18 protein-coding genes and 1 CRISPR repeat array (1 of these 19 only partly in view) are annotated in these 20,857 nt (G+C 45.4%); of the genes, 4 read left to right on the top strand and 14 right to left on the bottom strand.

Annotation, left to right across the window (positions count from 1 at the left end; genetic code table 11):
• Nucleotides 1–1,283: a CRISPR direct-repeat array (repeat unit 37 nt; unit sequence GTTTCAATCCCTGGTAGGGGTTTAGGTTGATTGCAAT) (it extends 8,080 nt beyond the left edge of the window).
• 304 nt (nucleotides 1,284–1,587) lie between these two features.
• The 6 genes from cas2 to cas5d all read right to left on the bottom strand — a co-directional run bounded on the left by cas2 (nucleotide 1,588) and on the right by cas5d (nucleotide 7,757).
• Nucleotides 1,588–1,860, bottom strand: coding sequence for a CRISPR-associated endonuclease Cas2 (cas2, locus tag QUB26_RS02815; RefSeq protein ID WP_333121065.1), 273 nt, complete (start codon nucleotides 1,858–1,860; stop codon nucleotides 1,588–1,590).
• Between the two features lie 21 nt (nucleotides 1,861–1,881).
• A complete protein-coding gene (cas1d, locus tag QUB26_RS02810; RefSeq protein WP_333239742.1) occupies nucleotides 1,882–2,886 on the bottom strand; it encodes a type I-D CRISPR-associated endonuclease Cas1d in 1,005 nt (334 codons plus the stop codon).
• Between the two features lie 22 nt (nucleotides 2,887–2,908).
• Complete coding sequence (cas4, locus tag QUB26_RS02805) at nucleotides 2,909–3,502, bottom strand: CRISPR-associated protein Cas4 (RefSeq protein ID WP_333316476.1); 594 nt, start codon at nucleotides 3,500–3,502, stop codon at nucleotides 2,909–2,911.
• Nucleotides 3,503–3,847: 345 nt separating this feature from the next.
• Nucleotides 3,848–4,690, bottom strand: a complete 843-nt coding sequence (gene cas6 / locus QUB26_RS02800) for a CRISPR-associated endoribonuclease Cas6 (protein ID WP_333316474.1) — start codon at nucleotides 4,688–4,690, stop codon at nucleotides 3,848–3,850.
• Nucleotides 4,691–4,693: 3 nt separating this feature from the next.
• Nucleotides 4,694–6,988 carry a type I-D CRISPR-associated helicase Cas3' gene (gene cas3 / locus QUB26_RS02795; RefSeq protein ID WP_333316472.1) on the bottom strand — a complete coding sequence of 765 codons (2,295 nt, stop codon included), beginning with the start codon at nucleotides 6,986–6,988 and terminating at the stop codon, nucleotides 4,694–4,696.
• Entirely contained in the window at nucleotides 6,969–7,757 is a 789-nt protein-coding gene (gene cas5d / locus QUB26_RS02790) for a type I-D CRISPR-associated protein Cas5/Csc1 (RefSeq protein ID WP_333316471.1), read from the bottom strand. The genes cas3 and cas5d overlap by 20 nt, the downstream gene beginning before the upstream one ends.
• A 25-nt stretch (nucleotides 7,758–7,782) precedes the next feature.
• Here cas5d and QUB26_RS02785 point away from each other — a divergent pair, with 25 nt between their 5' ends.
• Nucleotides 7,783–8,358 (top strand): Uma2 family endonuclease, encoded by a 576-nt coding sequence (locus tag QUB26_RS02785; RefSeq protein ID WP_333316469.1) that lies wholly within the window; start codon nucleotides 7,783–7,785, stop codon nucleotides 8,356–8,358.
• A gap of 40 nt (nucleotides 8,359–8,398) precedes the next feature.
• Here the strand turns inward: QUB26_RS02785 and cas7d are convergent, their stop codons facing one another.
• From cas7d to QUB26_RS02760, 5 genes are all read right to left on the bottom strand, one after another.
• Nucleotides 8,399–9,412: a type I-D CRISPR-associated protein Cas7/Csc2 gene (gene cas7d / locus QUB26_RS02780; RefSeq protein WP_333316467.1), complete on the bottom strand. Its 1,014-nt coding sequence runs from the start codon at nucleotides 9,410–9,412 to the stop codon at nucleotides 8,399–8,401.
• 11 nt (nucleotides 9,413–9,423) lie between these two features.
• On the bottom strand, nucleotides 9,424–12,150 hold the full coding sequence (locus QUB26_RS02775) for a CRISPR-associated protein Csc3 (protein WP_333316465.1): 2,727 nt from the start codon (nucleotides 12,148–12,150) through the stop codon (nucleotides 9,424–9,426).
• Nucleotides 12,151–12,193: 43 nt separating this feature from the next.
• Entirely contained in the window at nucleotides 12,194–12,637 is a 444-nt protein-coding gene (gene hepT, locus QUB26_RS02770; RefSeq protein WP_333316463.1) for a type VII toxin-antitoxin system HepT family RNase toxin, read from the bottom strand.
• Entirely contained in the window at nucleotides 12,634–13,086 is a 453-nt protein-coding gene (mntA, locus tag QUB26_RS02765) for a type VII toxin-antitoxin system MntA family adenylyltransferase antitoxin (protein WP_333316462.1), read from the bottom strand. The genes hepT and mntA overlap by 4 nt, the downstream gene beginning before the upstream one ends.
• A gap of 137 nt (nucleotides 13,087–13,223) precedes the next feature.
• Nucleotides 13,224–13,430 carry a hypothetical protein gene (locus QUB26_RS02760; RefSeq protein WP_333316460.1) on the bottom strand — a complete coding sequence of 69 codons (207 nt, stop codon included), beginning with the start codon at nucleotides 13,428–13,430 and terminating at the stop codon, nucleotides 13,224–13,226.
• A gap of 407 nt (nucleotides 13,431–13,837) precedes the next feature.
• Between QUB26_RS02760 and QUB26_RS02755 the strand changes: the two genes are divergently transcribed.
• Nucleotides 13,838–14,713 (top strand): WYL domain-containing protein, encoded by an 876-nt coding sequence (locus tag QUB26_RS02755; RefSeq protein WP_333316458.1) that lies wholly within the window; start codon nucleotides 13,838–13,840, stop codon nucleotides 14,711–14,713.
• A 174-nt stretch (nucleotides 14,714–14,887) separates the two neighbouring features.
• Here QUB26_RS02755 and QUB26_RS02750 read toward each other — a convergent pair whose 3' ends face one another.
• The gene (locus tag QUB26_RS02750) at nucleotides 14,888–15,103 is read right to left on the bottom strand and encodes a hypothetical protein (protein ID WP_190731630.1); all 216 of its coding nucleotides are present in this window, start codon (nucleotides 15,101–15,103) and stop codon (nucleotides 14,888–14,890) included.
• Between the two features lie 251 nt (nucleotides 15,104–15,354).
• Between QUB26_RS02750 and grxC the strand changes: the two genes are divergently transcribed.
• Nucleotides 15,355–15,669 (top strand): glutaredoxin 3, encoded by a 315-nt coding sequence (gene grxC, locus QUB26_RS02745; protein WP_333239750.1) that lies wholly within the window; start codon nucleotides 15,355–15,357, stop codon nucleotides 15,667–15,669.
• Nucleotides 15,670–15,790: 121 nt separating this feature from the next.
• On the opposite strand, the gene menD is transcribed toward grxC, so the two are convergent.
• Together menD and QUB26_RS02735 are read right to left on the bottom strand one after the other, a co-directional pair.
• Nucleotides 15,791–17,995 carry a 2-succinyl-5-enolpyruvyl-6-hydroxy-3-cyclohexene-1-carboxylic-acid synthase gene (menD, locus tag QUB26_RS02740; RefSeq protein WP_333316456.1) on the bottom strand — a complete coding sequence of 735 codons (2,205 nt, stop codon included), beginning with the start codon at nucleotides 17,993–17,995 and terminating at the stop codon, nucleotides 15,791–15,793.
• 15 nt (nucleotides 17,996–18,010) lie between these two features.
• Nucleotides 18,011–19,444, bottom strand: a complete 1,434-nt coding sequence (locus QUB26_RS02735) for an isochorismate synthase (RefSeq protein ID WP_333239715.1) — start codon at nucleotides 19,442–19,444, stop codon at nucleotides 18,011–18,013.
• A 385-nt stretch (nucleotides 19,445–19,829) separates the two neighbouring features.
• Here QUB26_RS02735 and menA point away from each other — a divergent pair, with 385 nt between their 5' ends.
• Nucleotides 19,830–20,726 (top strand): 2-carboxy-1,4-naphthoquinone phytyltransferase, encoded by an 897-nt coding sequence (gene menA, locus QUB26_RS02730; RefSeq protein WP_333239712.1) that lies wholly within the window; start codon nucleotides 19,830–19,832, stop codon nucleotides 20,724–20,726.
• Nucleotides 20,727–20,857: the final 131 nt, after the last annotated feature.

Genomic DNA, 20,857 nt, shown 5'->3' with positions numbered 1-20,857 from the left:
AAGTAGGGCTTGTTTCAATCCCTGGTAGGGGTTTAGGTTGATTGCAATTGGAAGTAACTATGCAACGTACCCGACTTCCTGGTGTTTCAATCCCTGGTAGGGGTTTAGGTTGATTGCAATAATACCCTTTGGAAGGGCCATTTATAGTACCAATGTTTCAATCCCTGGTAGGGGTTTAGGTTGATTGCAATCTTTGCCATCCATTTTGTTTGCTTAGCATACATAGTTTCAATCCCTGGTAGGGGTTTAGGTTGATTGCAATGGTGTGGAATGAGTGAGTGTGTATTCAAGCGCGTGTTTCAATCCCTGGTAGGGGTTTAGGTTGATTGCAATCATGGAAATGCGGATGCACCATTATTTCATCATCAACTTTGTGAGTTTCAATCCCTGGTAGGGGTTTAGGTTGATTGCAATCATCCGCTACCCTGATAGCTTTGCTAGCCACATCGGTGTTTCAATCCCTGGTAGGGGTTTAGGTTGATTGCAATGTGCAAGCATTGATGAGGATGAAGGAATTAGAGGGTTTCAATCCCTGGTAGGGGTTTAGGTTGATTGCAATTGCAGCCTGTGCAAACATTAAATCTTGAATTTCGTTTCAATCCCTGGTAGGGGTTTAGGTTGATTGCAATCTGAAGGTAATTATTATTGCGAAACTTGTCACAAGTTTCAATCCCTGGTAGGGGTTTAGGTTGATTGCAATGTGCTTCTTATGCTGTTTTGGCTACTTTCACTGGTTTCAATCCCTGGTAGGGGTTTAGGTTGATTGCAATTCTATGATAAAGGAACGTCCCATGTTTTATTTTGATGTTTCAATCCCTGGTAGGGGTTTAGGTTGATTGCAATATAAAATATTCTGATGTCGGGGGGGGGGGGAAATATGTTTCAATCCCTGGTAGGGGTTTAGGTTGATTGCAATTTGGATACAAACTAACCCAAAAACAGCGCGATGCTGTGAGTTTCAATCCCTGGTAGGGGTTTAGGTTGATTGCAATGGGTGATACCGTTCATTTTGTATCAGATAATGAGTTTCAATCCCTGGTAGGGGTTTAGGTTGATTGCAATGTGCGGCTATTGCTCCTTTGACTTGAGCGTCGCTGTTTCAATCCCTGGTAGGGGTTTAGGTTGATTGCAATTCCAAAAGTTCCAACACTTCGGGACTTTCGTTAGTCCAGTTTCAATCCCTGGTAGGGGTTTAGGTTGATTGCAATTAGCGATCGCCTTTTTCTTGCAGAGTTCCAAAAGTTCCGTTTCAATCCCTGGTAGGGGTTTAGGTTGATTGCAATAGCAGGTTTCTGGAAGCCTTACTCTATTTAATTTTCAAGGTTCGTTTGCGATGACCTAAACTAAAAGTATCATTTCAGCCTCTGGGTTGTCAAGGGGCTACCGCCCAAAATCTCTGAAATCGTTTCCCAGTAACCCTTTCAGCGTTTGCGACGATCGATTTTGACTCCAGACAGGCTCAACCCCTTATCCCTCATAGAATCCAGCCACTTTTTTTCAGGCCCGCTTTTTTACACCTACCCATCGTCGCAAAATACAAAAGAGGAGCCCCGCGACTCCTCTCTCCAAACCCTCCAAACCAGTCTCTCAAACAAAAAATACCGTATTGTCCCTCGGAGGATCTCCACCAATCCGTTCCACCTTACCCTGACAGCAAGCGCACAGAGAATAGAAGCGGATATTATCTCGATCGCACTTAAGGAGCTTACTCAAGCGCGATCGCAACTTAGCATACTGAGTCGGAGTCAGTTCGCACTCAAAAATACTGTACTGTACCCACTGCCCGTAAGACTTGAGAATGCTGTGTATCTTAGTCCGCCGCTTATCATCGGAAACATCGTAACTCACAACAAAATACATAATAAACCTCCGCGATCGCTCTTATCTGATTACCAAAGGCGGATATTTGTCAATTTCCCCCATCAAATACTTCGCCAACAGCCTCCCCTGAATTTCAAAAGCTTCTTGGTAAGTATGCTGAACACCCATCACCGGATGCTTAAATTTAGATTGCTTCTTTTCTTCGTACAGGCGCAGAAAAATTTTCAACCCATCCTTAGTCAAAGAAACAGCCCCGCTCAAAGGTTCAGTTATAAAATCATCAGGACTCAACTGCCCCTTATTTACAGCCGAAAATACCAATGTATCCACAACCAAAGGTCGAAACTCTTCCATCAGATCCAAAGCCAAAGAAGGGCGGCCGTAGCGTTCCAAATGCAAGTATCCTAAATAAGGGTCAAACCCTACAATATTTACAGCACTTTGAACGTCATGTCGCAGCAACGAATAGCCTAAACTTAACAAAGCATTAACCGGATCGGTTGGAGGACGGCGGCGGCGGGCTTCAAATTGGAACTTTGAGGATTTAATTAACTGGTTGAAACAGCCAAAATAAGCCGCACTGCCAGCCCCTTCCAAACCTCTGAGAGAAGCGATCGAGTTAGTTTTGTCAAGAGGCGCGATCGCTCCATCCAGCCGCTTAACATGAGATTGCAAATCCAGTTGAGAATCTTCCCGTCCTCGTCGCAATAAAATAGTGCGGTAATTTTTTAGCTTCCCGCGTACAAACCCCCTAACTAAATGTATAGCCATCTCGGATTCCCCTGCTGCTTTCCACTGAGCAGATCGCACAAAAATGTTCTTAGTAACTTCAGGCTCCAGCCTGCCTAAATATCGCCCCGTTCCCGTGAGAAAAGTCAAAGGAATGTGACGGCTGAGCAGTTCAAAAACCACAGCAGGCGAGACGGTAGCACGTCCAAAAACAACCACACCATCAACTTTAATTAACGGCACATCCAAAAGATTTTTTTTCTCCGCTTTGACAGTGAGGCGTTCGTCAGTTTTGCCAATAAACGCATCATCTTGAGTAATATAAACAGTCCCCATTTTGAACTCTCCTGTGAATAAATTAACTAACTTCCTGATACCGGCTTACCTTCTCAGTAGCTTGCGGCAAACATTGCGAATAAAGGCTGCATCCTTTGCACCGGGGTTTGTAAACAGGCTGGGGGATAATCCCTTGGGTAAAAAGAGCCGTTATAGCAGAAATAGTTGCGATCGCTTCCTGTCTTAAACCCTCAGAAATCTCGACTAATTGCCGCTGATGCGACTGCGCGTAATACACATATCCAGTGGCAATATTTTTCCCCGTCATCTCCTCTAAACAAAGCGCTTGGGCGCAAACTTGCAACTCGTCGTTATCCCATTCCCCCTTCCGGCCGCGCTTGTATTCCACCGGATAAATCTCACCCTCCGCCGACTCAATCAAATCCGATTTACCAATCAGTTTGTAGCGCTCGGATTTCAGCCAAATCGCCCGCACCTGCCAAGTTTCATCCCGGTTAATCTCGCCCATCGTGTGAACGCGATCGTGCAAACTTGTCCCTTCTATGGTATACTGATTATCGGTGAATTCTCCCGCACAAGACATTCGCCAGCAGCGGTGAGGACAGTAAGAATACTGGTTGAGAGTTGCGATCGAAATGTAATCAAAATCGTTCATGTTTTTGATGGTTTGTAGGAGATTAGTAATTGAGAATTAATTAGTGATGCCCCAGTCCGCCAGGGGTTGAAACCCCTGTCTCATAGCTAAAGTCGGTTGAAACCGACTGAAGAAGTAATTTAATCATTGACGGGAGCGTCTAAGCCCCAAGATGAACTTACCGGTTGAAACCGACTGAGAAAGTAATTTAATCATTGATGATATTTTGAGCTTCTCGGTAACGGTAAGCGCCAAGGTTGAAACCAACTGAAGAAGTAATTTAATCATTCCTACTTCCAGTCCTCTTAAGAGGACTTGAGCTTTGAGGCAGGGGTTTCAACCCCTGGCGGACTATGGGTTTTACGTTCAGTTATCAAGAACTTTTTTAACAACAATCCGCCGAGTCATTCCCATCCCCATCGGAGTTTTCCTCCCCACCCCGCAGTAAACAGCAAAATCAGCCAAAGCATTAATTTGCTTAATCGCTAAAGGCTCGACATCTCCCAAAATCCGATAACTAACCTCCCCAACCATGCCGACAAAATCGCTTTGATAGTTAGTCAATCTTTCACTTTTGATGTTGACAAATGTCGAAAAAAGTGCATCGAATGACTGATCGGGAATTGCGATCGGGCTGTACTTATTCCACCGACTGAGGAGACTGTTAAAAACGCAGTCTCTAGTAGGAATCACTGAATCAAATTTTCCCTGTCGAAAGGTAGTAGGAGTTGCAAAACTGAAGGCAATTAAGCGATTAGTTTCGGAAGCGCGATCGTACAATTGAGAGTAATCGCAAGCATTAGCCCAAGGCTGATCTACTTGGGGCGTTCCGAGAATCTTAGTAATCATCAAATCGGCGGGTCCGAGATGCCACGGCTTCGAGGGATTGAGATTCAGCCAAAGATTAGTTAATTTGCCGAATAGAGTGTCATCAAGCAGAGTAATCCGCCACCAACAGAGGGTATGTTCTGGAATCGGTTCTGTGTGTTCCCATTGCAGGAAATGGTGTTTTTTGAATGGGCATTTTTTAGTTTGCAAAGGGCTGAGGGTGAAGGATTTTTGGGCGGTGGCATCGTGGAGGCGATCGCCGAGTTTTTTGTCAACGGAGCTCACGAGGGTGAGGAACAGGGCGTGCAGGTGTCTTCCGGTGAGGTATCCGGGGGGAATTGGGGCCAGGGGGAGGATGTTGAGGACTAGGCTGTGCGGCATAATTTAAACTACCCAGAATTCTTGATTGTCAGGACATTTTAAGGTGATGCCAGCGGAGGCGATCGCCAAAATGCCGGATAAACTCGGAAAGAATGTATATTCTTGTTCGTTAGCAAAGCTATCTTTGACCATAATCGGATAGCATTCGATTCCTTGTTTTCTGAGTTTGAGAATTGCCCAGCGATTTTTGCGATGTTCTCGGACAATCACACCGGGCATTAAGGGCGGTGTAAGCTGGGAAATTAGCGCTGTTGGACGCACGCAGTTGTCGATCGTCCGTTCGATCGTACAATTTTTAAAAGCATACAGTTTGCAAAGATAGTTGTTTGCAAAATCTTCTAAATCTGCAACTTGCAATGCAAATTTTAGTCCGTAAGTTTCGGTGGCGCGATGGGTAAGTACAATCCCATTTTCATCTGAGGCAAATTCAAAAAATCTCAGCAGGTGAATGGGGTCGAGATTGGTTTCGCCGACTTCATCGAGTAAAAAATTATGGGGGTCGTAAATTTTGACATTTTCAAATAAATTTTGTCGAAATTGGAAAAGGGGAGACCAAACCGTTTTCCAGAAAATCGCAAACTCTTTAAGTTTGGCGGCTGAATTCTCATATTGACGAAAGTCTTTCTCTATCTCATCCATCGTAAGTTCTTTACGATTGAGAATATCTGGATGTTGACACTCCAGAAACTTTTCTATAAACTGCTTTCTCAAAAAAGGAGGCTGTTTAAACAGAACTTTAACAAAAGACCACTCATTTTTGCGTCGAGGTTTCAGTGGGGCTAAGGCAAGTTTCTCTGCCGTCCGAATTAAAGTCATTCGGTATTTATAGTCGTCCCAACGGCGAGAACCACCTAGCAATTTTTGAAGCGTATAATAGAGTTCGTGAACACAACTTTCTTGCTCTAAATTGTGTAGGCTATCTTCAAGTTCTAGTAGAGGTCGAGCAATTTCTAGAAAGGCTTCGGAACGCCAGTAAATATCGAGAAAGGGACGCTTCATGCACTCTAGACTTTCTAACATTTCTGTCAGGGTTTTGCGTCCACCGCTACAGTCAAGTTGTTCGATACCTTGTTCCCAAGCGCGATCGGGCAAATAGGCGATCGCCTCAGAAGGAATTTCGGTTTGCGTTCTCCCTAAAACCCTTCCGACACGCCCGATGCGCTGCCAGAATGAAAAGCGATCGCGCGTGGAAAAAATCAACCAATCGAGATTTTGCCGGGGTGTTTCTTTCTCCCGATCAAAGTTGAAGCCCACATCGACGGTACTCGTAGCTAGAATCACTTGTTTTTGGGCGGCCAGCGGGCGTTCTTCCTTGGGTGTATCCCCCGTAATCCGCCCGCAGAAATCGGCAAATCCGCGATCGCGCAATTGGTCAGAAATGCGCCCTAGGGTATCTTTGGCATCAAGAATTACTGCCCCATTTTGGTCGGGATTTTCTCTGAGTCGCCGCAGAACTTCTTGCACAATTTCTGCGATCGTAGTTTCTTTATCAACCTGCTTGCGAATTTCTAGGTTGACTTCAGTTTGAGAAGGACGTAGATAACTAATTTGACTTTTGCCATCGATTCGAGCAATTTTTACCCCATTTTTTCCTAAGACATTTAAGGCTTCTTCGCAAGCCGGTTCTGGCGTTGCCGTCAACAGAACAATTTTTCGCTTGTGCTGAAAGTAGCCAAACTCTTTCGATAAAGCGAGATAGAAAAACAAGCTAACTAATTGTTTGGCATCGTAAAGATGAAATTCATCGAAAATTACAGTCGAGAAACTGCTGTAAAATTCACTAGCGATATTGCCGCGATCCAGTGGATTGTATTGAAAAAATGCAGCGTAGTAGAAAATATCCGGGTTGGTCACCAGCAAAATAGGTCTACCGCCACCGCATTCGGGAAAAATAGTTGCAGGTTCGCGCAAAACATTATAGATTTTCTCGCCCGAACGTTTCCCAACGCGATCGTCGGGCCAGGAATTGACTTGTCTAGCAGAAGCAGCTTTTACGAGATGAGGTAAACCCGCATCCCGAACAAATTTTTCGGCGGCTTCCGTTTGCTGGTCAATTAAGGCATTTGTCGGGGCGATATAGATAGCATTGCGCTGAGAATTGTGCAGCAAAACGCTCAATCCGGCTTTGGTTTTTCCCGTTCCAGTCGGTGCGAGGTCGAGAATGATATCATTATTTTCAGACGCTTCATAAACATCGACTTGATGCTGCAAGGCTTGTCCCAAAAATTCCAGTTGTTTAGGCAACTTATCACAAGCAGAAATGCTGGCCGGTTCGAGTTTAATTTTCAGATGATCCATTGTTGTTTCCACCACAAAATTCAAGGTTAGCTGGGAAAATGAAATCGCCGACTTGTAGCGCCTCACCGCGAAACGAAAGATTTTTCAATAACGATGCGGGTGGCATCGAAATTAAGTCGAAAGCAAGAAGTTCGATATTTGCAGGCAAATCAGCGGCGCTGAGATAGGTATTGCAGCGATAATCGCCTCTAGGAAGTTGCACCACATCGAATTTTTTAACGATTTCAACGCGGACTTTGCTGGTGAATTTGCCGACGCGGATGTATTCGGGTAATTCGCGATCGCCAAATACTAATGTCTGAAACCGATTTCCCCGTTCAATTACTCGCAATCGCCCGGTTTGGGGGAAGTTGCTAGGGCGATAGGTACTGGGTTTTTTTCCCGTTCTACTGAGGGGTAAATCTTCCCGCGCCGTTGCTACTCGGTTATTTGTCATCGCATACCAATAGGAGTCAGAAAGGGCGTTAAACCGCTCAAATCGGAAGGATAAAGTGCCGCCAGCCGGCCATGCGGGGAGGATGTAGCTATTACCGGAAAGGGGCGTTAAATCTTCTATATACCGAGGTCTGCTGGTGTCTTGGCCGGTGAGGCGATAGGGCGATCGCGCCCAACCTAAAGCATAGGCTAGTGCATAATTGCCGATCGCCCCTTCGGTATAATAAGTATCAGACAATTCCCGCGAGGCAAAAAACACCGGTTCGGCGCACCAGAGTTCGATTAAGCGTGCCGTGGAATGTGTCAAAATGGAGTTGGATGGGTTTTGAGTCATAAATTAATAAGGATGGATTAAGAATATGATTGCAAGTCAAAATTCAGGCTATCTTTCTCCCGAAGAGTATCTGCAATTAGAGGAAACCAATTCGGTTAAACATGAATACAGGCAGGGCGATATATACGCAATGGCAGGGGCAAGTAATACTCATGTGCTAATTACTGGAAATCTGTATGTGTTGCTGAGAAATCATCTGCGCGGACGAGGTTGTCTTCCATATATTTCCGATACCAAAGTTCGGATTGAGACGATTAACACCTATTACTATCCAGATATTGCGGTTACTTGCGATCGTCGGGACAGAGAGTTTAGCAATTTCTTGCGCTATCCCTGTTTGATTGTGGAAGTTTTATCTGAGACAACAGAAGCTTTCGATCGCGGGGACAAATTTGCAGATTACCGCAATTTAGAAACCCTGCAAGAATATCTCCTCATCAGTCAAACTCGCATCCAAGTCGATGTTTTTCGCCGCAACGAGTTCGGACAGTGGATGCTCTATCCGCATATAGCAGGAGATACAATTCATCTAGCTAGTATTGACTTTTCTTGTGCAATCGAGGATTTGTATGAAGATGTAGAGTTTTCTCCTGTTTCGTAATTGCAGGAAGGGCGAAAGGCTTTCCCCTTCCCTACAATCGCTATTCTTCCGATTTTTTACCTTTTCCTTTCTTCCCGCCTCCTTCACTCTTCACCTTCCGCCAAGGTGCATAGGATTCATCCAAGCGTTTGAGGAAGGTTTCTTGTTCCGGTAGTGACCAATGGCGATCGACATCGGCAATCAGCGCGTCACATTCTGTTGGGGAAAGCTGCATCGAAATACCTCGTTTATTTGTCCAAGTGCCGATTATTTCCTGAGTTGCATCTACTAAAGATGCGGTTTTTAAAGGATGTTCTAGGGCGGTATTTTTGGCTTTCAGCTTGTCATAAATTCCTTGTACCAATTCTAGGGAACTCGGCAGTTCGGCAATGCCGCCAAATACACCGAGAATTTGATTGTCCATGCGTCCGACGCGGCTGGAAACGGCACCGTAACGAGTGGTTAATAAAATGTTGCCGATGGTGTAGCGCAGTTCGTCAGCGGTGACATCTTTGAGGGTGACAATATCGAGGAAGTGAACCCCAGGCTTGATGTATTCGCTGGTGTTGAGGGCCGTCGAAGCATTACCTTTTTCATCGCGCATCGTTCCGGTTTCAAAGATAGCATTGATGGTGCGATCGGCAATTAGTTCCGTCGAATGCAACACGCTAAACGCATCCTCTGTCCACACCCGACTTTTTTGCGCCCCTTCTCCCCCCGCTGCGAAGCCGTAGAGGAAGCAATCAACGCACATTTCACAAGGCGCATTGGTATTGAGAGCACAAATTGCATCGTTTTTTGCAGTATAGAGAAGATTGTGCGATCGCAAAAACTCTCGTCCTTTCCGCCTTTCTGGTGCAACTTGTTTGCGTTTTGTCATCACCAACCGAGGAATTGATTCGGTATCTTCAATGCCAGCTTGCACGTATTCACTACACATCGGTTCGCCCGTTCCCTCTGTCCGAAAAATGGTTTCCGATTGCGTGGTACGAAGGACAACAATCCCAATTGTGCGGCCTTTGGGGAAGTTTTCGTAGTTCGGGGCGAGGAATAGTTGCAATTTTGCGATCGACATTTTGAATTCTCCTAATTGTTTACAGATGTGGTTGCAGATTCAGTTTCATGTGAGAGCTTTAATTCTTGTCTTGCTTCTTCAAAAAAGAATAAGTAAGCTGCTTCAAGAGTTTTGCGATCTATCAATAAGCGATCAGCCCGTTCATGATAAACTTCTTGAAAAAGCTTTCTCAAAATTTGATAGTATTGCTTGACTTTCTCTGCTCGCTCGTCACTAATTTGTGACTGTCTAAGAATTCTTGCTAAGCGGACGCGATACTCTTGTGTGAGTGCAGCAAATAGAACATCCCAAGACATATGAGCTTTTCGAGATCTCACAGCTTGCAAGAAAGCAGTAAAGGGTTCTGTTTTGGCAGTACGTTTATGCGAACTTCCCCGCAAATTATATTGGACTGCCATTTTTGCAGATTCCATGATGTACTGTTTAATTAGTTCGTGTTCTTCTGACATGAGACTCCTCAGTAAAGTATTCAAAGGTTCTTTTATCCGAGACCAAATTGCCTCCAAATTGGGGTCATCTTGTTCCCGCAGCAGCCAGCGCAGCAGGACATAATAGAAACTTAACGGACGAGTTGCCGCCCGCGCCAAGTCATACAAACAGTCATCTTTTTTCTGAATACTTGCCACCGAAATAGCTAGCTTTCCGATACAGCGCAGCCGTTCTAAAACTTGCTCTGCCGTGACAGTCGTGCGCCGTTCTTCCTTGGATAAATGACCGTTTCGCCGATACTGGCCGCTGCCTAATAGTGGCTGCAAAGATGACGGAATTCCCTCAACTTTTCCGAAAAAATCCCAAGTTGGTTCGACTTCCAGATTTGCACCCAAAACAAAGGGAAATCCAAACTCAAATGCCAAACTCATTTCCAATGCCAACCTGAGAGATTTCAGCAACGCGACGGAGTTATTAACTTCTCCCCACAGTACGGGAATCGTTACAGTTGAGTTGATAAATTCAGGACGTTTTGGCAGTGCAAACCCAACCATTTTGTTGGATTGAAAAACCATCTCGTTTTCGCGGTAAAGTTTAATTTCGTCAACTGTTACTGTCCCATCTTCATTGTGGGCTGCGGTATTTTTCAGAAAATTTTGCCAAATTGTTCTGAGTTCAATACTCGATCCTTTTGGCAGGGCAAAGTGAAGATATAGCGGGTCTTGTTTGACAGAGTTCGGGAAATTTGCACCAACCGCCATCAACTGATAACCCAATGCCGATAAGTTATCTGCCCGCCGTTTGGGTTCAGCAATCATGCCGCCGGGAAGACGATTGGAAAAAGCTTGGACTTTGGTTCCCGGTGGCATTTTTGGGGAACTCAATTCGCCGATTTGTAGCGATGTCGTCCCCAAGGAACAGCGCTGGCGCGGGTTGGCTTCAATGTAGGCTGTGAGTTCGTTAAAGCCTTGCCAGTTCGTAGGTGTAGAAAAGTTGAGCAGTTGCCGAACGGCATTTACTAATTCTTCAGATACGTCTATCTCTTCGGCTTTGCCGCGCAGTTGAAATGAGTCTTCTAAGGTGGCAAATACCTTTTCTAACTTCTGTTCGCGATCGCCCTCGATGGATTTAGCCGCAAACAAACAGCGTCCGTACTGGGCGTTAAACGGTTCCAATGCCGATCGCTGTTCTGGGGATAATCCGACTTGTGTCGCAATTCGGTCCCAAACATCCTTGGGGCTGAGTTCGGCGGCCCGATAGCTGAGGTAAGCGGTTTTTAGCCCTTCAGAAATGGCAAATTCATCGGCAGTTGAAACTGGATGCAAGCCGACAGCAGCGGCTGCGGTAACGGCATTTTCTCCAGCATCTCCGCCATATTTTTCAATATCCTTGGCGACTTTTTCGACTTTGTAACCGCTGGCTTTTTTTAGCAGTAACTTATCTACTTCGTCTAAAGTTGCATCGGGGTTTTGTTGGATGGCTTGCGGGTCGATTTTGATGCCGTCTTTGGTGGCGTTCACGAGTTGTTCGACGTTGCTGCTAAAGACGCGATCGATCTTTTTTTGCCATTTTTTAGCAATGATTGGGCTTAAATCGCCGTCGGGAAAGGCTGATCCGACAAAAATTTGACCGTTGGGATCGATCGCGAGAGTATGCAAATTGCGATCGTGCAAAACCTCTTCACAAGCTGACAGCAACAGCGAAGTTAAATAACCTCGGTCTTCGGAAAGAGTGACATGAAACAACTTACTGTCACGCTGCAATGCAACGGTTAACTCGGTTTCAACTTTGCGAATGCGCTGATTTTCCTCAATTCCTAAGTCAAATAAGTCGCCCCCAATCAACATCGCGGCCCAACGTTTAATATTGGGGTCTTCAGGCAAAAAACGTATTCCATCGCTGGCGCTGTGGCCGGAATGGCGTTCTATCAGGCGGCGGACGAGTTCGAGTTGTTCGTCGGTTTGGGCGAATTGGGCAACACAAGCGCGATCGAGTTGTTGTAGCAAAAAAGGGCGATCGCGTGCCAACGTCTTAACATTGCGTCCGTCGTCTGCCAGCTTATTCAAATCGTGAACGGCAGTCGCGGCCAGAATACAAGCGCGTTTGTCATCGGGAACTCCGGCAATTTTGCTAACTGTTAAAACGAACTGACAAGCCGAATCGAGGTGTTCGGCAAGGGTACGTCCTTGGCGAGTGCCATACTGTCCGTGATTGGTATGCAGTTGGTAAAGTTTGGGACGAACTTCCCTAAAGTAGCGGTGGTCTAAAGTTTGAGGCTCTTCGTCAAAAAGCAGACTTTTTAGTGACATAATTCGCCCTCATAAGTTCATCATTTTTTAGATTAATTACTATTTAGCTATTATTCTCTCTAAGAGAATCTAGATAATTAGTGACTTGCCGTTGATAAATCGGGTATTTATGCAATACAAGATCGATGGCTTGATGCACTTTGACAGGATCGATTTCGTCAGACAAATGTACCAGACGGTTACGCAAAACACCGGATTGAGATAGGATTTTAGCTAACTCCGTTGTTATAATGCCACAGTTGCTAACTTCTATAAAAACATCAAAGTTGCTATTCGGTTGCTGGACTTCTAAGCGCTTGAGCAAATATCTATTGACATCAAGTGCAACTTGAATAATTAGTTGCAACAATCGTTCTACAATTAACTGGTTTCCTCGATTTGTGAGATATTCTTCTAAAGAAATTGACTCAAAAGAACTTAAACTCTCTAGATAGTCTGTCATAAAATCCAGCTTAGCTAGGACGATGGCAGGCTCAATCTCCTTCATACTCCCCTCCTTTGCAACGCAACCTCGATTTTTTGTCGCAGATTCTGACGCAGCACTTCTAATTCTGCATCAGTCATGAAACATTGTTGTTTAAAAGCTTCAAATTTACCTAATTCTGTTTCGTACAGTAAAATTCCATCTCGCGCTACAAAATGAGCAATTAGCGACGAACAGCGATGTAATTCCACCACATCAATATCGTCACTATTTATTCTAAAAAGTTGACCCAAAATTCCTTGAACTTCAAACCAAGAAAATCCCCGGTCTTGGCAATATTCTTCCCTAAGCTTTTCATCGTAAAGTGCGGCAAAATCCCAATCACTTTTTGGGTGAGTATCACCTCTGGCACGAGAACCAAAGAGGATTAGCATTTTGAGGTAAGGAATTTGTTCGGGAAGTTGTGAAGCAATTTCCTGAAGTTCAGTCAGTGTTGGGGAAATTTGGAGCATGGTTAACTTTTGTAGGGTAAACAAATTTGACGACTAGGACAGCCAATTTTCTGTTGTCAGAATAGTTTGTCTCTAGCACTCTATCTTTAGAGGGGTAGAAAGAGAAAAATTCCTTCAAACCCCCTGACAAAATAGCATTACATCCTATTATTGACGTTCAGCAATAGTCGGTATTCGTGCTGTTGTCCGCTCAGGCGACGTTTCTCAAACTGATAGCCTTGCTTTCGCAGAATGTGCATGGTTGCTGAAAACCGATGGCTAACGCTCTCGATTAGCTCATGGGCGCTATGCCATTGCCCATCGGACATCAGCCGAAGCATTTGATTCGGAAGATTATCTGTCATGGTTGTATTTGCGTAGGTTTACAACCAGACCAGCCATGCTCTATTCTAAGAGTTAAGTAATTTAAACACGGGCGAGCTGGCTTTATGTCTGGCTTGCTTTTTACTCTACCATGTATTTTGGGTTAGTACAGCGATAAAGTAATTTTTTTGAACCAATCGATCGCTTTCACGCTAAGATAGATACACAAATGCCTTTCAGGAATTGAAAGAGTACCGCGATCGAGACAATAACCTTGTCTTTCACACAAATACCTATTAGGGCTTGAAAGCCGGAGCTAGCCTCTGGCTTTTTTGTTGGCTCTAGAATTTGCACAGCAACATTTGTTATCTATGAGATTTGTAATTGCACTAAGATTATATTTACATTTAAAACCCAATCTGTCAAGTATGTAAGTACATTTAATTTGATGTCCCGCAAAAAAGATACAATTACACTGTCAATTCCTGCCGGAACCAAGGAACAGCTAGAGGCGATCGCCCTTCGCCTCGGTATCAAATGGGGCAAAAGTCCCAGTGTATCTGGGTTATTGGTCGCGATCGCCCAGCACAAGTTAGAAGTTGGTGAACCCTTCACCCTCAACTCCACCGAAGTCGAAGCCTTACGGCAAGCTGCTAAACTCCTTGTTGATTCAGGCCATCTTCGAGACGCAGAAGTCCTGGCAGCATTAATGTTAGATCGGGGCAACCTTGATGCTCCGCTGCGTCAATCAATTCTGCAACTGGTTAGTCAACCCAGCGAGGGATGGCGTCCCCGCGTGGATCAGCTCCGGAAGGCTCAACAGCCATTTCACCTCCTCTACCGCAATAACCAAGGAGAGGACTTAGAGTACACCGTGCGATACGCCGAGGTGTCTTTTGAAGAAAAACGCTTTTACCTCAACATCTGGTGCGAAGAGACTGATGACATCAAAAATCCCGACTTTGCCGAACTCATCCACAACCGCTGTCTGCGCTTCGACAACATCAAAGCGATCGTCCCTATAAGTGGACACTGGCGGTGCGAAGGCTTAGATTATCTGGTAGTGTACTTACACTTTCGGGGCGGACTGATCAAAGCCTATGAACGCAGAGTGGACAAGGATATTCAGGATGAAGTCTTAGGAGAGGGAAAAACCAAGGTGCGACAAGTTGTGCGGCGCGTCTCTAATCCCTTTTGGCTGATTCGGGAGGTATTACGTTACGGCAAAGACTGCGTGATTGTCTCGCCCCAGAATGTGCGCGATCGCTTCCAACAAGAACTGATCGACCTCTGCCGCCAGTACAACCTCGAAATCCGCGATTAGATCAAAAAAAAGCAGCCGGTAAAGGCTGCTTTGACAAAAAAACCGTTGTTGAGTTAGAGGAGAAAACTTTTAAATCGAATTCAAATTACCGCTGCTTCCACTCCTGCCTGAGTTTCCACTATTTTTATCTACCGCTGACTCACCTTGCCTTCAGAACAAAACTTCAAATCCCGATTAGAATGCTGCTGAAAGTTCGTTGACTACTTTCACTCGGCCTCTGAGCACAGCCCGCAGCAAGCGGTTGACACAGCCTCTGTCTTCGTCATTCAGAGAGTCGTCGAAGGTGGCGGCCATCAAACCGTAGCGATCCGCCAGAGTCAAAACGCCTGTATCGGTTACAGAAGCGAGGATTTCAGAGATAGCGCCGGGGAGGAGTTGTACGGGGTGCATGGCAGTGCGGTTGAATTCGATATATTTATCATCTTCTGGTTTCCTCAAAAGATCGGTGATATTAATGAGGCCGCGAAGGTGATTGTCAGGGGTGAAAGCAAGTGATCCGAGTAGAGTAAAGTTGTGACTTGGGTCACAATGCGATCGCCCGACAGCTTAAAACCCACCTCTGGCAGATGCGCCCATACCAGCGGAATTTATACATTGGGTATGATTTCTAAATGAGTTCCACTCTTACCCCCGTACTAAAAATGCTTGATTTTCTCAATCCCATCTTGGGCCGCAAGCCCGATCGCATCAAAGCCAATGTAGAAATCTATACTTGGCAAACCTGTCCCTACTGCATCCGCGCCAAAACTTTGCTGTGGTGGAAAGGCGTAAATTTCACGGAATACAAAATTGATGGCGACGAAGCGGCTAGAAAGGCAATGGCCGATCGCGCTAACGGACGCCGCAGCGTGCCCCAAATTTTCATTAATAAGCAACACGTAGGCGGCTGCGATGACATTCACAAACTTGATGCAGATGGAGAGTTAGATTCGCTGCTAGCTCAACCAGCAGTTTAAACTGAGATATTGCAGCATTTCCCGGAACAGGCAAGATGCCTGTTCCACAAAGAGTGAATTGTCTGCTTGTGGGTTGGGCCGGAAAGCCCGCCCGCGAAAGGCTTATTGACAAAACTCCTGACTACAAATCTTTGGCAAATCTACTTAGATTGTCTTGCCGCCATTTAGCATCCGATCGCCTGTCTGTTTGCAATTCTAAGACGCGAATCCCGCTATTTGGCAAAAAACTTAATTTTTGTTTGAACTGTTCCCAATCGTCTATTATCTCGTGTTCCACGCCGTAAGTTGCACACAACTGAGCAAAATTTATATGCTGCGGCGTGGCAAAAAACTCTTCAAAGGGCGGGTCAAACTTGGCAACCGGCAACATTTCAAAAATTCCGCCGCCGTTGTTATTAATTAATATGATTGTCAGATGACCCACAAATTTGTTTTTAATTAAAAAACCGTTTGTATCGTGCAAAAGTGTTAAATCGCCTGTTAGCATGATGCTGCTTTGATTGCGGTGGGCAACTCCCAAAGCTGTTGATAATGTGCCGTCTATACCGTTAGCGCCGCGATTGAAAAACGGTTTTATTTCTAAGTTGTTCGGCTTCCAGAAAAACTCTACATCTCTGACTGGCATACTGTTGGCAATAAATATCGGTGTTGCGGGCGGCAAAATTTGGGAAAGCAGCCAGGAAACTTTGGGTTCTATTATGTTGTTAATTGCTGATATTTTGTGGTCTATTGTTTGTCTGACTTGGATTTCGGTGTTGCGCCAAAGTTGGAGGTATTCGTTTGATGGAGAGGTTTGAACCCCCCCTAACCCCCCCTTGCTAAGGGGGGGGACAAGAGTTGACTCGCTCTTGCTAAGGGGGGGGATTTGAGTTGATTCGCCCTTGTTTAGGGGGGGGATTTGAGGGGGGATATTAGTGGTAGCAGGGGCTCGCTCCCCCCCTAACCCCAGGGCTGTTTCATTCTCTGTAGGGGCCGTGCCCCCGTGCCGGCCCTCTTGGTCTGAGGGGCCGATCGAATCCTCTAGATCGGGGGTAGGCACGGGGGCACTACCCCTACAAAATTCATGTTTTTCGGGAGAATGAAACAGCCCGGCCCCTAACCCCCCCTTGTTTAGGGGGGGGATTTGAGGGGGGATATTAGTGGTAGCAGGGGCTCGATCCCCCCCTAACCCCCCCTTGCTAAGGGGGGGGACTTGAGAGGACTCCTCCTTAAGCAGGGGGGGGACTTGAGTTAATATAGTTGCGAGATTAGTTGCGAGATTTTCTACGGAGGTTCGCAGGTGAATTGTTTTGCCGTGTAGGGGATCGAAGTTGTGGTGGCTGGGGTCGATTATGTAGCGTTTGGGTTGGGTTTTTTCTAGCCAGTTTCGCAGTTCTTTGCTTGTGGGTAAGTCTCCGATTTGAATGGCGATTTCTGGGGTTAATTTATCTGCTAGTTGGCGGTTTCGCAGGATTAAATCGTAGGTGGAAATTAAATGGGGGTTTAGTTTGGCGTAGTTTCTGACTGGGGATAGTCCTTCTGCTAAAACTGGCCAGTTTAAGGATTTGGAAATTTGGGCGATCGCACTACAGTATTTTTCTGCAAATTGAGGCTGTGCAACGCCTGCAATAATAATCCCTTTGCTGCACTTTTGCCATTGTTGCATGGTACTTTCTTCTCCCCTCCTTAACAAGGGGGGGCTGGGGGGGGTAGAGCTTTCTCCGGCAAAAATTGGTTCTAATCCTGCAAAGAAATGTTCGGGATTGAATTGTGTTTCTAAAGCTTCTACAGCTATGTCTGGAACGGGTACCAGCGGGTCACGGAAGGGGATGTTGAGGTGGACGGGGCCGGGTGTTGGAAATTGCGATCGCTCCCAAGCATACATTACCGTCTGCCGCAGATAGTCTAGCATTCCTCTGGACGCAGAAGGTATCGCTAATTCGGCTTGCCAGTTCGGATAATTGCCGTATATTTTCATTTGGTCGATCGCTTGTCCGGCGTGACAGTCCCGCAGTTCTGGAGGTCGATCGGCGGTGAATATTAGCAGTGGAATTCGACTTTCTCTCGCTTCTATTATTGCAGGATAAAAGTTGGCTGCAGCGGTTCCCGATGTGCAAATTAGTGCGGTTGGAAAACCGGATTTTTTGGCAATTCCTAATGCAAAAAAGCTGGCTGAACGTTCGTCGAGTATGGGAATAGTTTCTATTTTTTTGTTTTGAGCAAAGGCTATTGTTAATGGTGCCGATCGCGAACCGGGACAAATCACGGCTGTAGTTAATCCCAGTCGTTGCAATGTCTCTGCTAATATTGAAGACCAGAGAGTGTTGGTATTGCGAAAATCAATCATTTTTATAATAAATTGCTAAACTAAAGCATTTAAAAGTGGTTGTAATTTGAGCTGAATTTCTGCTAGTTCTTTTTCGGGTTCGGAACCTGCCACAATACCAGCACCAGCATAAAGTATAGCCCGATCGCCGTCGATTAAAGCCGATCGAATGCCGACGGCAAATTCGCCGTTGCCGGTGCGATCGATCCAGCCGAGGGGTGCTGCGTACAAAGAGCGATCGCAGCTTTCGCAGCCGCGAATTTGCTGTAGGGCAATGTCTCTCGGTACGCCCGCCACCGCTGGCGTTGGATGCAGTTGAGCTAAAATCTTTAATAAATGAATATCACGGGGAATTCTAGCCCTTATGGGTGTCCACAAATGCTGAATGTTTGACAGTTGCAGCAGCCTGGGAACCGGGGAAAAGTCGGGATTGATACCGAGACTCGACAGGCGATCGACTATAAAATCAATTACAACTCGATGTTCTCGAATATCCTTTTCGCTGTTGAGTAAACCTTTGCCTAAATTCGCATCTTCCACTTCATTTTTCCCCCTCGGTGCAGAACCAGCTAAAGCATCTGTTACTAATTCATTTTTGTGAATGCTAATTAAGCGTTCTGGACTGGCACCTATAAAATTTTGACCTTGGCCGTTACTGGTGGAAAATACGTAGCAACCGGGATAAGTAAGGCGCAAGTTATTTAACGAATCTATTAAACTGAAAGGGGTTTGGGAAATGACATTTATTGCTTGGGATAAAACAATTTTACTGAAATATTGAGAGTGGATCAAGTCTAAAGCCGACTTGACAGATGTTTTAAATTGAGTGGCATCGTTCACAGGAATTTGTTTTAAAAATATCGAGCCGTTTCTAATCGAAGTTATTTTTTTGTAAGAATGAGACGCAATTTTATCAAAATTTTGCCAAATATTATCCGTAATAATATTAATATTTAAATCTCGGTGAATGATGGCATTTGCGACAATTGTGCAGCTATCTTTCAGGCGAGTAATCTGCCATTTTGGTAAAAATACGGTGCCAGGGGGAAAGTAAGAATTGGTGGCGACATTCTCATCGAAGAAAGCAAAGCTACAAAAAAAGTGCGGCCCGCTGAAGGGCAAGCGTTCTGTACCGATGGTAATTGTTCGGGCAAGACAAGATTGAATAAAATTTTGAGCTAGGGCAAATCGATCGCTTCCGGCTACTGTTAGATGGATTGCCGAATCTAGGGCGGCGATCGCAAAACTGTTGCCGGAAATCGGGTCTCTTTTTTCAAAGTAAAAGTGCCGCTGGCAAGGTTCGGAAATCTCTTGAAGTAAAACTAGCGGATCGACGGGGGCAATCTCCTGAGAAATACTAACTATCTTGGTTTGATCTTTTTCGGTTAAAGACTGCTGGCAATCTAACAGAAACTGATGCAGTTGATTGCGGTCTTGTAAAAGATTAGCGCGGTGCGGTATTACTGTCATGAAAGCGAGAATAGCAGATTTGTCAGAAAGAGTGCGGTTTTGTCCCGCTAGAACCCCTATTTCGATCTAAGCACGGGAGGGCGATCGCACAACATGACCTTTCGAGTTTCCCGGAAAGTTTGGGCTCAGCGGCGGGGCGAAAACAGACTATCGCGCGATCGATCGAAACATTTAGACATAAAACTTTAAGATTGAGCGACTCAATCTCGACTCTCATACGATCGCCCCCACAGAGGTTTGCAGACGGGCATTACCGGGCGCGCGATCGCCCGCAAAGCCTGTCAACGGATACCCCCCGCGCACTAAACCCGATGCAGAGTAGAGTTTCTTCACCAATAAAATTGTAAAATTACTACGCTGCTATCAATTGCATCAAGTTTGTGTAATGACAACAAAGTTAATTGAACGTCCAAATAGTAAATTGTGGCTGGCGGCAATCAAGCCGCCCATGTACAGCGTTGCGGTAATTCCTATTTCAGTAGGAACAGCAGTTGCTTTTGCCGAAACTCAAACGATTAATTCGTCAATTTTTTCGACATTTTTAATGTCAGCCATTTTGATTATAGCATGGCTGAATCTCAGCAATGATGTATTTGACTCAGAAACAGGCATCGATAAAAATAAAGCGCATTCCCTAGTTAATTTAACCGGAAATAAAGCTTTAATTTTCGGGCTGGCAAATCTATTTTTAGCAGTGGGAGTGTCGGGAATCTGTGCCATAAGCTGGTGGCAAAAAGACCCAACAGTAATTTTGCTAGTAGTTTTGTGCTGTGCTCTCGGCTACACTTACCAAGGGCCTCCATTTCGTCTTGGCTATCAAGGTTTGGGGGAAATAATTTGCTTTTTTACCTTTGGGCCGCTAGCCTTCGCCGCTGCTTATTATAGTCAGACTCAAACTTGGTCTGCAACTAATTTTGCGGCTTCGGTAATCGTGGGAATTACTACGAGTATCATCTTATTTTGTTCCCACTTTCATCAAATTGCGGATGATTTGGCGGCGGGAAAAAAATCGCCGATTGTGCGACTCGGTACAAAGAAAGGTGCTCAGTTGTTGCAGTGGTTATGCGGCAGCGTTTATGCTTTGACTGTGCTATTTGTGGCTTTGGGAATGTTCCCAATTTGGACGCTGTTGATTTTTGGAAGTTTGCCATTTGCGATCGACCTTTGCCGCCATGTCACAGACTATCACGACCAACCTGCAAAGGTGAGCAACTCTAAGTTTATCGCAGTTACGCTGCATTTTTCGAGCGGATTGCTGCTGGCGTTGGGCTTTGGTTTGTAGATCGGGCGATCGAGAATTCCGGTAAACTGGAGGTATGGTTTGCTAAGTTGAAGGAGTTGGTGGAGTTGGGTGACTTCTCAAAATCTTCTTTAATTCAGCAATCCGTACCTCACATTGAATCGTATATTTGT

Origin of the sequence: Microcoleus sp. B4-C1, from assembly GCF_036705285.1 — a bacterium.
Taxonomy (GTDB): Bacteria; Cyanobacteriota; Cyanobacteriia; order Cyanobacteriales; family Microcoleaceae; genus Microcoleus.
Note: the sequence above shows the minus strand (reverse complement) of the source record. Positions and strands in the feature narration are given on the sequence as shown.